At 62.0% G+C, this 12,338-nt stretch carries 14 protein-coding genes and 2 pseudogenes; 4 read left to right on the top strand and 12 right to left on the bottom strand.

Annotated features, from left to right (window positions below):
• The first annotated feature begins 215 nt into the window (after positions 1-215).
• Positions 216-1,937, top strand: a complete 1,722-nt coding sequence (locus CKO15_RS06280; protein WP_200193660.1) for a hypothetical protein — start codon at positions 216-218, stop codon at positions 1,935-1,937.
• A gap of 892 nt (positions 1,938-2,829) precedes the next feature.
• Here the strand turns inward: CKO15_RS06280 and CKO15_RS06275 are convergent.
• Together CKO15_RS06275 and CKO15_RS06270 are read right to left on the bottom strand one after the other, a co-directional pair.
• Positions 2,830-3,255, bottom strand: coding sequence for a type II toxin-antitoxin system VapC family toxin (locus tag CKO15_RS06275; RefSeq protein WP_200193658.1), 426 nt, complete (start codon positions 3,253-3,255; stop codon positions 2,830-2,832).
• A complete protein-coding gene (locus CKO15_RS06270) occupies positions 3,252-3,509 on the bottom strand; it encodes a FitA-like ribbon-helix-helix domain-containing protein (protein WP_090255716.1) in 258 nt (85 codons plus the stop codon). Before CKO15_RS06270 ends, CKO15_RS06275 begins: the two co-directional genes overlap by 4 nt.
• Positions 3,510-3,945: 436 nt before the next feature.
• Between CKO15_RS06270 and CKO15_RS06265 the strand changes: the two genes are divergently transcribed.
• Complete coding sequence (locus CKO15_RS06265; RefSeq protein ID WP_200193655.1) at positions 3,946-4,329, top strand: tyrosine-type recombinase/integrase; 384 nt, start codon at positions 3,946-3,948, stop codon at positions 4,327-4,329.
• Between the two features lie 181 nt (positions 4,330-4,510).
• Positions 4,511-4,777, top strand: a pseudogene (locus CKO15_RS06260) (transposase); the annotation flags it as partial.
• A 172-nt stretch (positions 4,778-4,949) separates the two neighbouring features.
• Here CKO15_RS06260 and CKO15_RS06255 read toward each other — a convergent pair.
• From CKO15_RS06255 to CKO15_RS06245, 3 genes and pseudogenes are all read right to left on the bottom strand, one after another.
• Positions 4,950-5,360, bottom strand: coding sequence for a type II toxin-antitoxin system HicB family antitoxin (locus tag CKO15_RS06255; RefSeq protein ID WP_200193653.1), 411 nt, complete (start codon positions 5,358-5,360; stop codon positions 4,950-4,952).
• A 37-nt stretch (positions 5,361-5,397) separates the two neighbouring features.
• Positions 5,398-5,586: a type II toxin-antitoxin system HicA family toxin gene (locus CKO15_RS06250; protein ID WP_420842121.1), complete on the bottom strand. Its 189-nt coding sequence runs from the start codon at positions 5,584-5,586 to the stop codon at positions 5,398-5,400.
• Positions 5,587-5,659: 73 nt separating this feature from the next.
• Positions 5,660-6,028, bottom strand: a pseudogene (locus CKO15_RS06245) (SAM-dependent DNA methyltransferase); the annotation flags it as partial.
• Between the two features lie 209 nt (positions 6,029-6,237).
• Between CKO15_RS06245 and CKO15_RS06240 the strand changes: the two are divergent.
• Positions 6,238-6,576 (top strand): hypothetical protein, encoded by a 339-nt coding sequence (locus CKO15_RS06240; RefSeq protein WP_200193651.1) that lies wholly within the window; start codon positions 6,238-6,240, stop codon positions 6,574-6,576.
• Between the two features lie 5 nt (positions 6,577-6,581).
• Here CKO15_RS06240 and CKO15_RS06235 read toward each other — a convergent pair whose 3' ends face one another.
• The 7 genes from CKO15_RS06235 to CKO15_RS06205 form a co-directional block, all read right to left on the bottom strand.
• Positions 6,582-8,135, bottom strand: a complete 1,554-nt coding sequence (locus CKO15_RS06235; protein WP_200193649.1) for a conjugal transfer protein TraG N-terminal domain-containing protein — start codon at positions 8,133-8,135, stop codon at positions 6,582-6,584.
• Positions 8,132-8,452: a histidine kinase gene (locus CKO15_RS06230; protein ID WP_200193647.1), complete on the bottom strand. Its 321-nt coding sequence runs from the start codon at positions 8,450-8,452 to the stop codon at positions 8,132-8,134. Before CKO15_RS06230 ends, CKO15_RS06235 begins: the two co-directional genes overlap by 4 nt.
• Positions 8,453-8,461: 9 nt before the next feature.
• The gene (locus CKO15_RS06225; RefSeq protein ID WP_207123932.1) at positions 8,462-9,763 is read right to left on the bottom strand and encodes an integrating conjugative element protein; all 1,302 of its coding nucleotides are present in this window, start codon (positions 9,761-9,763) and stop codon (positions 8,462-8,464) included.
• A 106-nt stretch (positions 9,764-9,869) separates the two neighbouring features.
• Positions 9,870-10,874, bottom strand: coding sequence for a TIGR03756 family integrating conjugative element protein (locus CKO15_RS06220; protein ID WP_274600128.1), 1,005 nt, complete (start codon positions 10,872-10,874; stop codon positions 9,870-9,872).
• 37 nt (positions 10,875-10,911) lie between these two features.
• On the bottom strand, positions 10,912-11,325 hold the full coding sequence (locus tag CKO15_RS06215) for a TIGR03757 family integrating conjugative element protein (protein ID WP_200193641.1): 414 nt from the start codon (positions 11,323-11,325) through the stop codon (positions 10,912-10,914).
• Complete coding sequence (locus CKO15_RS06210) at positions 11,322-11,957, bottom strand: PFL_4703 family integrating conjugative element protein (RefSeq protein WP_200193639.1); 636 nt, start codon at positions 11,955-11,957, stop codon at positions 11,322-11,324. Before CKO15_RS06210 ends, CKO15_RS06215 begins: the two co-directional genes overlap by 4 nt.
• A complete protein-coding gene (locus CKO15_RS06205) occupies positions 11,954-12,313 on the bottom strand; it encodes a TIGR03750 family conjugal transfer protein (protein ID WP_242464610.1) in 360 nt (119 codons plus the stop codon). The genes CKO15_RS06210 and CKO15_RS06205 overlap by 4 nt, the downstream gene beginning before the upstream one ends.
• Between the last annotated feature and the right edge of the window lie 25 nt (positions 12,314-12,338).

The following is a 12,338-nucleotide window of genomic DNA, read 5'->3' as shown; positions in this document are numbered from 1 at the left end:
ACTGAGCCCCCTGGACGAAGAGACGGCGCGTACTCTGTTTGTGCGTGTGTTAGCGGATTGGCTGGCGGTGCGTAAGCGCTTGAACCAAAAACCCGAGTACGGCTCCCGGAGGATCGACATGCCCCCCCCCACTGACCCACCAATCCCTGCACAACCAACTCGCCGCCCTTCTCGCCGACCAGGATACCGAGGCTCTGCGCTCGCTGTTGCACACCATGGCCGATGACTGCCATCCACGGGAGCGGGCGCTGTTTCTGGGGCGGATTCGTGACGCGCTTGGCGGCGAAGACTCCAAGGGTGGCTCCGGTACTGACCCCAGCGATTGGGCCATTGATCTCGACGCCGTTATTCAGGAACTGCGGCAAGCGATTGTGGCGGCGAAGTGGGAGGCCGAGATGACCCCCCCGTTCCCCGATGAGGACGAAGATACGCTCGGGCCGTTCGCCGACGTGATCCCTCTAGTGGATAGCACCCTGGAGCGGATCGGCAACGAGCTTGAGCACGGGCGTGCCGAGTGCGCGCGGGCGGGGTACGAGCAGGTCTGGGAGCTAATCGATTTTGAGGATGAGTTCGGGCGCGCACCGAGACTCGAGGAAGAGGATCCGGAGCGTGCGCGCGAGCACGCCGCCCGGTATCTACGCTCGGTCTATCTGGCGACCAACACGGAGGACCGCCCGATGGCCCTCTGCGAAGCAGCGGAGCGAGTCCGCTTTGTCGGGTTCTCAGGGCAACCAAGCACGCTGTATATCACCCTGCGTGAGATCGCCGAGGCCAGCAGAGCCACCCTACCGGCCTGGGATACCACGCTGCATCAGCTACTCTCCGCGCTAGAGGGGCGTTTCGACCCGCTCGGCGATCTTTGGCTGCGCGCGGCAACGCAGGAGCGCCACGGCATTGATGGCCTAGCGGCGTTGGCGTACCGGGATGGCATTAAGCGCCCCCTGGCCTGGCTTGATGCCGTGGGCATGGCGATCCAGCAAAGAGACGCAGCGCGGGCCATCGAGATCGAGCGCGCTGCGGCTGAGTGCTTCCCCCCTCGGGCACAGATTCGGGCCGAGCTGGCCGACCTCGTGGCGCACGCAGTGGACCCGGCCGACGAGACCTTGCTGGCGCGGCTGCGCTACGACGCCTTCCTGACCGATCCGACGACAGATCGCCTGCTGGCACTCTGGCAAGCGCTCGGCAACGCCGATGACCAGGCGGCGTGGCTTGTCAGGGCGGTAGAACACCTCACGGCCAACGGCTCGAGAGGCGATGAGTCCCTGCGGCCCCAATGCGGCACTCCTGGGGCTGAGCTGACAGGCCCGTCACTCTCCCAAAAATACACCAACGGACCCGCAGCAGCCCTTGCCGCCCTGCTCGCCGGGCAATGGGATCGCGCCAGAACATTGGCGGAGGAGGCCGATTCGTTGGGCTGGTCGAGAGGAACAAATGCCCAGTCGGTGGTCTTCATCTCTGCGCTGATGGCCCTGTCTAGTGCGGATGGCGCTGAACCCGGCCCTATGACCACGGAACTCTGGTCGGCGACAGTGGCCGCAGGTGCCTGGCAGCGTGCCGACGTGACCACGACGTATGCACTCCCCAACGGAGAGCGGGTTCCGCAGCGGGATCAGTTCGGCACCGAGACGCTGGCCCAGGGCTACCGGGTCGCGCTGGCGCAATCACTGGCGCAGCGCCCTCTGTCCGCGAAAGAGACTGAAACGTGGCTAGCGTGGTGCATGGAGGCAGCGGCAGCTCGGTGCGACGGCATTGTCGGCAATCAACACCGCCGCGCCTACCCTCGTGCGGCCGGCGTCGTCGCCGCATGCTACGAGACGGCCTGCGCTCGAAGCCAACCTCGCGCCGGCGAGCAGTTCTTGCAGCGGATCCGTTCTCTGTACCCGCGGCACTCGGCCTTTCAGCGGGCGTTACGGGAAGCCATCAATCGCTCTACCTGACCGCGACCGATAGAACAGATTGCACTAGATCCGTTCAGCGGCCGCAGCCGCAACCTCAGCTTCAGTCAGCGCCGCCACTCCCTGGTACGGGCGCGCTTGGAGAGTCGCCCATTGTTCTGCTGGAGCACGCGGAAGGGGAGATCGAGCGTCGTATCCGGCATATCCACGATCGGCTCGGCACGCCGGTATAAGGCATCCTATCGGCACAAGAACCGCGCCTCCTCGGGCAAGTTACGCTCAATGGCGCGATATACGCAGTGGTCAGGTGCAGGAAGGCCGCCATACGCGCGAGAACATCCTTGGGCACTGCATCCAGAACTTCCCGAGCAGGAGCGGCCAAATCGAGATTTGGCCATCGCATTGAGCGACTGTGAGGGAGCTTGCTGGTTTCAGCTGTAAGGTTCTAGCGGGTACATCCTGTACAAAGCCGACAGGGCGCGCTGTGGACGCTCTTACTGCAATTTGTGTGCCGCCTGTGGTCGATAATTGAGGAGTTGTCGGCATGAACCATCGCCACCAACTTGGCCGGGGCCGGATCGTAGCCGACCGGTTGACAACGAGCCCAAACAAGGCGAAACTGTTGGTAACAACACCCCTCCCGCTTCCCGTCAGATCAGCGCACCGCGAGGGGTTGCTTTTTTCCGGCGCGCTGGATTTTTAGGGATGATTCGGCGACCGATACCCTACCATAAGCCCTTTCTCGAGCTCAGCCAGGGGTCGTCTCAGAAAACGGAAAAAATCGTACGCTAAGCCGGTCGCAATGACCGTAGCGGCCTGAACTTGCCAGCGCCGATCTTGGCGCTGCTGCGCCAGAGTTGAGCCTCCCCACGGCTAAAGCCGGGGGAGGCTCAACTCGTTCGTTTTGCCGATTTTTCTGGTCCCGGAAGCCCCGTCATGCCCCGACTTCCCACGGATTGATGGTTTTCAGCTGAGCCGCATCAAAAGGACTGACGTCCCGTGTTGCGACCATCAAACCGTGAACAGCGGCAGTGGCGGCGATATAACCATCCGCCTGGCCAATTGCCTTCCCTCCCGTCCTCGCCCGCGCCATCAAGTCGGCATAGGCTTGAGAGGCAGCCAGATCAAAGGGCAGCACGCGGTCCCCAAAGATCGGCAACACATCATGCTCCAGACGCTCCTGGTAGATCGTGCAACGCCTGCCCTCTGGCATCGTGGCAAGACCATAGCGCAGCTCGGCCACGGTGATGACCGAAAGGTAGAGCGTTTCAACCGTCTGTGCGTCGATCCAGGCCAGCACGTTGGGATCCGGCTCGACCCTCCACAACTCCGAAATGACGTTGGTATCCAGGACGATCATTCGAAACCCATCGGTTCGGCCGGCGTCTTGTCGCGGAGCTGGTTGAGGTGCTCGACTTCGGCATCGGTCATTTCACCTGCCTCGCGGGCGATGGATACCAGCATGGAACCGAGTTTGACGCGCTCGGGCGGCCGGGCTGCGGCTTCCAGAATGGCGCGTATTTCCGCCTCGGTGCTGCGGCCGTGATGGGCAGCCTGCACGCGAATCGCACGGTGCACCTCATCTGGCAAATTTCTTACGGTCACGCTTGCCATCTTGTCACTCCTAAGACCTCATTGATTGCATCTTCATATAAACGCAATCAACTGGCAAGTGCCTTGCAAACGTGAGAGTCCAGAACCGGAATCTGTCTCCGATGGACTCATATCGGGTCGGAGGGAGGCTGGCTCCCGTCCGCCCACACCACCGGGCATACGGATCCGTACCACGGCGGTTGGCCATAGCCAGCAGAACAAGACTTGCCGGTCGTGCCTCTACTTCACACAATTTAATTTTGTGAATTAGAGTCCCGCCCATGAGCCACGTCGAAGCCGCCAAGACCCCGGAGCAGATCCGGCGCATCGAATACGCCTTGGCCGACGGCCACGGTCAGGTATATGCCGACATCTGGAAAATCGGCATCAACCTGGCGCTACGGATCAGTGACCTGCGCAGCCTGCGCTACGACCAGGTAGCCGGCGATACCCTGGAATGGTCGAGGGGAAAACGAAGAAGCGCCGGATCATCCGCATCAATGCCGCTGCCCGTGAAGTCATCGACCGGCGCCGGCGGGAACGCCCGGATCATGTCTACCTGTTTCAGAGCGAGAGCAACCGGGCCAGGGCACTCGGCAAGCCCCTGTCCCGGTCCGTGGTATCCCGCGCCTTCAAGGCCGTAGGTGAACGGCGCAGTATTGGCCTCCGGCTGAACACCCACAGCATGCGCAAAACCCGAGGCTGGGCCATGCACAACACGGGCAAGCCCATCGAGCTGATCTGCATGACTCTGACTCACAGCAGTCCGGCAGTCACCATGCGCTACTTGGGGATCACCCAAGAGGAAGTGCATGCGCTGGCGGATGAGTTCTGTCTGTAAGCAGGGGCAGGGGTAGAACAAGCAGTCGCGTCACCTGCTGCCACTTCTCTGGATTTCGTGCAGGCTGATTATGTGCTGGCTGTCTGGACGATAGATCCCACCATAGCGAGCCAGTCATCACGTTTATCTGCAGGTCTTAGCGTACGATTTTTTCGTTTTCTGAGACGACCCCTGGTACAACTGGGCCCGGCGCTGTCGGCTGGAGCCGTTCAAGCGCCTGGCTTTGACGCTCAAGGCGCACTGGCAGGGCATCCTCAATGCCTTCGACTCGCGTCTGTCCAACGGCTCCGTCGAAGGCATGAACGGTCAGATCCAGGTCGCCAAGAGCTGCGCTCGAGTTTTCCGCACCACCAGGAACCTGATCACCATCTGCTACCTGGTCTGCGGCAAGCTCACCCATCTGCCGACCTCACCCTACGGTACAAGATGTAGTTCGGCGGTAGCCTGAGACGATGGCGGTGCTACCCACACAGATCGCGAAGGTGCAAATAATCCGGGCTTATAGTCCTACCCGTTTCTAATCCGCGCCAAGTGCTTCAGCTTTGGGATCCGCCAATGCGCCGGCACCTCCCCCAGCCACTCCACCCCGGAGTCCTTGTACTCGGGATATCTTGGAAAGCTCATTCCGCGTTGCGCTCCAGCTCATGCAAGGCGGCTCGGGTCAGGAAGGCCGAGCGGCTCTTGATGCCGTGCAGGGTCACATATTGATCGATCTGCTTCACCACACGGCCAGGCAGTGTGACGTTGACCTTTTCCGTCTTGCCCAGATAGGGGGTGATGTCGATCTCGATCAACCCCCACCCCCAGCCGGCGAACTCGGGGTTCTGGCGGTGCTTGGCGATGTTCCCAGGCATGGGAATCGCCTTCCCCGCCGAGGCGAGTTCTTCCAACTGAATATGCGCGACCTCGACGGCCATCTCGTAGGCCTGCTCTACAGTATCGCCGGCGGTGATCGCGCCCGGAATATCCGGGAACACGATGCCGGTGGCGGTGTGTTCATCACCCCATTCGATAGCGATGGGATACTGCATGCTCTCTCTCCTGCATAGGGGAAACCTGGACGCAGGGCTACTTCAGCCCCGCTTGCTTCATGATGCTGTTGACGGTACCGATGGGCAGATCCTTCTTCGGGTGTGGCACTGGAATCGATCCGGGCCTGGTTGGATGCTTGAAGACGCGATGACTGCCCTTGATACGGTCGAGATACCAGCCGTCAGCTTCCAGTGCCTTGATCAGGTCTCTGCTCTGCACCGCCACGCTCCTGTCCCAAGACTACCATGTGAATATACCTCTGGGGTTATGTTCCCGCAACGAAATGACAACCCATGGCTCACGCCGAAAACTCCTCAATCATCCGCTTGATCCGGTCGGTGCAGACCTTCAGGTCGGCGTCGATCTCCTCCAGTGGGCGCGGCGGGGTGAACTTGTAGAAGTGTCGGTTGAAGGGAATCTCGAAGCCGACGACGCCGATGTCGCCATCCTGTGCCTCGCGCTTGCTCTCGTCGATCCAGGCATCCGGGACGTGCGGCAGCACCTCGCGCTCGAAGTAGTCGAAGACCGACTCTCCCAGGGGCACGTTCTCATTGTCCCGCAAGCCAGTGTCCGGCTCCGGGTGGCCCTTGGAGTCGGTGCAGACCTCTGCCTCGGGGTCACGCTCGGATAGTGCTTTGATCACCGCCTTGAGCTGCGTAGCAGTGAAGTGGTCCAATTGGACCACTTCACGCCCTTTAATACTGACGCTTACCAATGAGCGACTGAGAGGGCGTCAATGCCGCACGGGGCACTCACGGCGCCGTCGCGGGCCCCTAAAGTCGGGCGCGGCTGCACCTCCAGAAGCCTTGACAGAAGGCGCTCAAGCAGGCATTGACGCGCGGATGATGCAGTCTCATCTCGTCGAGGAGGTCGGCAATGGAACTCATTATATTTTCCGCCGCGTTGATCTTCATACTCTGGCTCCTAGTCCAGCTGGGGGTGGGCATCTACCACCACGGACTCCGCCGCGGTTTCCGGTGTTGGGTGCGTGGCCTCCCGCACCTGGTTTCGGCTGTGCTGGCATCCACGCTGAAGTTGATCCCGATGCTTGTTATTCACATCATTGAGTCCCCCCGTGGACGTCGTTCTTTTGCTGAAGAAATTCCCGATGCATCAGAAGGCCAAAAATCTGGCGTGCCCGATGTCCATGAGGATGCTGATTGGATCAACCTGGGGATTCCACCTGAACCCCCCGAGTGTAAGCGACACTGGTAGTCGATTCAGATACGGCCTGCCCGTCTTCCCTCGTTAATGGTCTTTTGACCACTACTTTGCCCGGCGCTTTGGAGCGATTGGGTGGTCCCTGAACTTGATGAGTTGAGGTAAGAAAGAGCCTTGTAGCCTCCCCAACCCATCAAGGTCGTGAAGACCAATGGCAGCCCGATGTGCAGGAGCCCAGTGATGATCATGAGCATCGTCCCCTGGGTTCCGCCATCGGGGCTGCTGAGGTTGCCGACGTTGCTGGCCGCAAGATACGAGAGCATATCCGGATGCATGGCTCGCACCATGTGCTCCTCGAGCCAGATCGAAACCGACCATAGGTAGTCCCACACCTTGACCAGCAGGATTCCGAAGGTTGCCACAAACACGGTCTGCCAACTGTAGAGAGAGACGACCAGCAGGAAGGGCAGCAGCATGATGATGCCCATGAGGAGAAAGGCCTGGATCATAGGCGACACAGAGCGGATCGTGTACATCATCGGCCCGTGCTCGACCTTATCGTACCAAGCGGTGCCCAGTCCCACCGCGGCATTCGCGATGATCCGCTCATGCACCGCCTGCCCGGCGAACTCGTTGGTCGCGACCAGGTCCGCGGAGGCAATCGGGGCACCGCTTGCCTCGTTCTGCACAATCCGTTGGATCATCGCATCTTGGACCTCTTGATCGTCGGCGCCAAATGCCATCCGCACCTCATCGAGCCGGTCCCAGAGGCCGGGCTCCATCTGCTCGAGGATCCGCTCCCGCAGTGAGGGTCCGTCCATACCGATGTCAGCGTTGCCGGTCCACCACTCGTGACAGTACGGCCGACCGTGTGGGGGAGGGTGGTTGTCGTCGTAGTAGGCGCCGCTGCGCTGCCCCTCGTAGTCCCAGCCCTCAACCGGCCGCGACGCCTGATAGTGCTGGTAGTAGGTGCTCAGGTAGACATAGGATCCAATGTAGTGCGGATCATCCTCGCCGTACTGATCGAGAATCGGCTCCACATCGGGGCGCTCACGCTGATAGCGGGAGCGCGCCGGGATGAAGCAGTCCTCGACGAACTGCTCGAGCTCGGCGGCCACTTGTTCGTCGTTGATCCGCTGGCGATCGAAGTCGAGCCGGGTCTGGACGTAATCCTCGGGGCAGCCCATCTGATGGATCGCCGCTCCGGTGATCCCACTGCCGATCGCCAATGTGCCGTACCACCACGCAGGTACACGAGCTGGGGTGAGATGCTGGTCAAAGACGTCGTGGTAGGACGTATCTTCCGGATCCTTGCTGATCAGACCACAGGGGTCTTCGTACTCGAGCACGGAGGTCTGGAGTTCAATCATCGGTTGCGCTGCCAGCACCACGACGGTAAACGCCATCACAATACGCAACTCCATGGCATGGACGCTGCGCTTTGACCCGGCCTTCGCTTCCATCCCGGTATAGGCATCCGAGAACGCCTGAACGAGGAAGACGAGAAACGGGATATAGGCCAGCCCGGTCCCGGTCAGGACGTCCCAGATCGTCTCGTACTGCATCCACGCGAATACAAGTGTAAAGGCCTCGAGCGGATGCTGGACGTTCATAGCAGCCTCACCAGCCGAGGCACCAGATCTTGGCCGAGCAGGGCCTCCAAGAGCAGCAGCCATAGGGCGACTCGCCAGCGCGCGTCGTGAAGGCGCAGGCGCTGGTGTGGAGTCAGTCGATGCCCGAGGAACTCGACTGCGTAAGGCCAAACGGCGATGACCGCCCCAATCAGACCGAGCCGCCAGAGGGTGAGCACGCCCTCGAGTTGGGCGAGCCGCTGCTCGATCACGGCTGCGGGCTCCACCGCATACCAAAGCAGGGTAGCGATAATCGCCACCGCGAATAGGAGTGTAAGACCCAGCCAGGCGCGCAGCATGCCCGTCTCCTAGTCGTCGAGCTCCTCGGGGATGCCGCCCCGGATGCGGTACTCCGGCTCCGGCGCCGGTGAGATCGCACCCCGAGAGGCTTCACGCCGACGCTCGCCCTCCTGGAGCAGGTGTTTAGAGGTGTGTGAGACGACCGCCCGGCGGGCCTCGCTCTCCAGCATCAAGTTTTCGATCTCACTTTCGAGCTCGTGGATCGCCTCGTCGACCTCATCCTGCGCCGGGCCGGCGCGCGCGATCGCGGGCTCACCACGGCCGGTGAGCAGCATACGGCGTACCGATAAAGCGCGCTCCATGGTCCGCGCCATACTGATCTCCTGGGCGAGTCGCCCAGCGATCAACTGGCGCTCCTGTGCGGACATTTCATCGAGTGCTCGCGCAAGCTGCGGCGTAAAGCCGATCCCGGGAGCTTGCAGGTCGTCTAGGTGATCTTCGGTTAGGCTGCCATCCTCAATGGCCTGGAGGAGGTCGGCCATATCGTCTTGAACCTCTTCGTACTCCGCCTCGAGCTTGGGCACGATGCCTTGCCCGGGCAGCGATTCATTCTGTTCCGCGTCCGCGACCCATATCCTGCTATCGCCTAAGACGCCGGGCTCGCCTGTGTCCGGGTCGCCTACGACCCACCCCTGGATCTCATCCATGGCCGTATTGCCTGGCTCCGGGTCCCAGATGGTCTCCATGCGTGTATCACCGTTTGGAGCCCCTTGCATGATGGTCTGGTAGCCAGCATCCAGCGTATCGCCGACCGGCTCGATCGGCGGCTGGCCCTCGCCACCACGGCGTTCGCCACCGCTGCCGGGGGTACCGTCGTACCAGATCAGGCCGCTGTCGGTGGCGCTGTCTTCGACGTGCTCCTCGGCCCTCACGATGTCGTCCTCGACACCCATCTGCATCTGCCACTCATCGCCCTTGGACAGGGTCACCAAGTCGGCGTAGGGGTTGGTTTCCCCCTCGGCCAGTTCCTGTTCGATCCGCTCGCAGCTCTTGGTGGCGAGTTCGAGGGTCTCCTCGGCGCGCAGCAACGTGTTCTGCATGAGATCGTAGAGGCCTGGGTTGGCTCGTTGCAGAATCAGTGCCGGCAGGGAAGCGACGGCAGCGTTCGCCGCTTCCACCATTTCATCGACCATGGCATCGGCGCCGTCTGCCACCTCCTGGAGCTGGTTTTGCACGGTATGGACCGGGTCAAACTCCCCGCAGGAGTAGCCGGCGCTCAATTCTGCGCCGAACCCCAGCTCCATCGTGGTTACGTTGGGGTGCAGGGGCGGACTCCAGGGTTGAGCCCCACCGATCTCGTAGTACCACACGCCGTCGTCTTCCGCAGGTGTAAGAGGCTCGTTCGCGGATGCAGTGGCTGAAGCTGCAAGGGCGATGACTGAATAAATTGCCGCTCGACGCATGGCTGACTGCCTCCTATTGCCAGGTCACGGAGGTAATAAAGGCCCCCTCGCGCTCACAGCAGGAATACCGCCGCCACATCGTCCAGACGTAATCGCCGTCCAGATCCGTTCGGGATGACGAGGCACCTCCGGCCCACCCCTCGAGGCCATCGAAGCGATCATCGACACCGAGAATCTGACACGAGCTCTCCGAGCGAGGGTGGTGCATCTGAAAGGTTCCGCTCTCGGCGTTGCCCGGCTCGAGTGGGTCCGGAAGCCAGACCCTATATTCCTCCATAGGGACGGCCCCCCCGCTGGAGAGATGGGTGTAGATGCGTCCGGGCTCGCTGGAGCGGGTCGTGATATGTCCGGCTCGGAAAGCTGCCATACCGGCGGCCTTGGCGTCCTCCGGTTGCGGCGTGTGTCCCATACGCGGGTACACACCCCCCCAAGTCTGGAGTGCCCAGCCGCCATCTTCGCTAAGCTCCTCGGCGCCGGGTAAGGCCTTGTGCGCGTGGGTGATCGACTCGACTGCGCCCAGGCGCCATTCGATGGCGTCAATCGCCGATTGGTAGTAGGGCATCAGCATGTCGGCCGCCGAGGGGCAGGGGCCCTCTGGCAGCGGCAGCTCCTCGATGAGATCGACTGCTGGGTGCCCGATCGCGTCGGCCTCTTTGTAGGTCACTGTGGCGTGGTTCCGCGCCGGTCTGGAGTCGTGCTGGGCGCCCTCACCGGGTTCGTAGTCGACGAGCGCTGAGAATCCCTGTTCCAGGGCCAGCTCCTGAGCGTGACCGAGAGACTTTCTGATCTCGTACCACGGATTTTCTGCCGCCTCGTGATAGGCCGAGATGACGAGGTCGGGTATGTAGTGGCCGACGCGAATCGAGGTCTCGATGGAGCATTCAAACCAGCTGCACCGCAGCCAAAAGCAGATCCCCTCGATGCGATAATCGAGACAGGAGGCGAGTGCGCTCATCGTGTCCTGGGTGATGTCGATGCTGTTAACTTCCGCCCTCGCGGCCGGGGCCAGGCCCAGCATGAACGCAGCGGCGAAGCAGGCAGATCGGGCGGTCGGCCTAAGGAACATCTTTAGCCTCCCGTAGGTACTGACGGGCCTCGCCCGGATCCGTGGTGCCGTAGACGACGGCCGCACGGTCGATGACCACGGCCGGAACTTGGTCGATGCCCAGCCCGACTGCGAGCGCGACGGCGCGCAGGGCTTCCTCTAACCGCTGCTTCTCGGCCTCATTGAGTGAGCGCCGTGCCTGATCGAGCGCCTCATCTGGATCATCCGGCAACTGCGACTCAAGCGCGCGCAAGCGCTGTTGCACCTGATCCACACGGTAGATCGCAGCCTGCGAGGAGGCGGCCTGTCGCGCCTTGGTCTCGGTCTTTTCATCGGCGACAAAGACCTCAATGCGCTGATCGGCCCAGGCAACCAGCGGTGCCAGAGTGATCAGAAGCAGGGGAGGAAGGCACCTCCGCATCATTCAGATCCCTCCTCTATGTAAGTCTCCAGACGCTCAGGCGCTTCGGTGTAGCCGTCCAGAGCCAGCCCCCAAGGATTGACTTCAGGATCGATCTCAAAGCGGACAACTCGCAGCGGATACCGCACCTCGATGTCTTTCACGAGTTCGCCATCGATGTACTCCTGGATTTCGACGTCGAGGAATACTTGCCAGGTGTCATCGCCGAGGCGTTCGACGCGGGCAGGTTCGTAGCGGGCCCCCGGAATCTCGCGGACGTAGCGAGATCGACGATCAAGCTCACCGTCCTGGGCGCGGCGCTCCAAATCCGCTTCCTGGATCCGCAGAAACTGAGGCGTCATAAAACTTTGCAGCCGCCAGAGGTTCTCCGGGTAGTCCTCGGCGCCGTCATCCTCCCAGCGCCAGAGTTGTTGCCAGATGTAGAAGGTGAAGGTGTAGACGACCGGTTCTGGGATTTCGCCGGCCTCCAGGACGCCGCCGGTTCGCAGCTCCGGAGTCTGGTGGACCCGAATATCCTCGGGGGCGGTGTGCCAGCCCCACCATAGGCCAAGGCATGCTAGGGCTAGCCCGCCAGCAACAGCCCGGAGCGTCCAAACGTGCGCCCAGCAAGTATCGATCTCTTTGCGGTGTCTCATCGGCGCCCCACGTCCCAGGAGCCGCTACGAAGGATGACCGGTGCGCGCATCAAACCGGCCCGATGCAGGGCCAGCCGGAAGCGCTGCTGATAGTAGCCAGTCGGGCGACCCTTCTTGACCTTCTGGAAGATCGTAGCCGCGACGAAGACCGTAGCGAGCACCATGATCGCGGCCCCACCGATGCCCATCATGGCCCGGCCGAACATCCAACCGATGGCGATGCCGACCGGAAGCCAGAAGAGGGTGCCAGCCGTCAGGATGGCAACAAGCTCGCTCGAGGAGCAGCCTCGGAAAACGGGAGGCTCCTCATTGAGTCGTTCCGCCATCATCCGGCGCTCGCCAGCAGTCTCCACCATAGCTCCTCCTCAAGCCTTCGCGCAG

The sequence above is a fragment of the Halorhodospira abdelmalekii genome (assembly GCF_016583625.1).
Taxonomy (GTDB): domain Bacteria; phylum Pseudomonadota; class Gammaproteobacteria; order Nitrococcales; family Halorhodospiraceae; genus Halorhodospira; species Halorhodospira abdelmalekii.
This window is presented reverse-complemented; position numbering and strand designations above follow the sequence as displayed.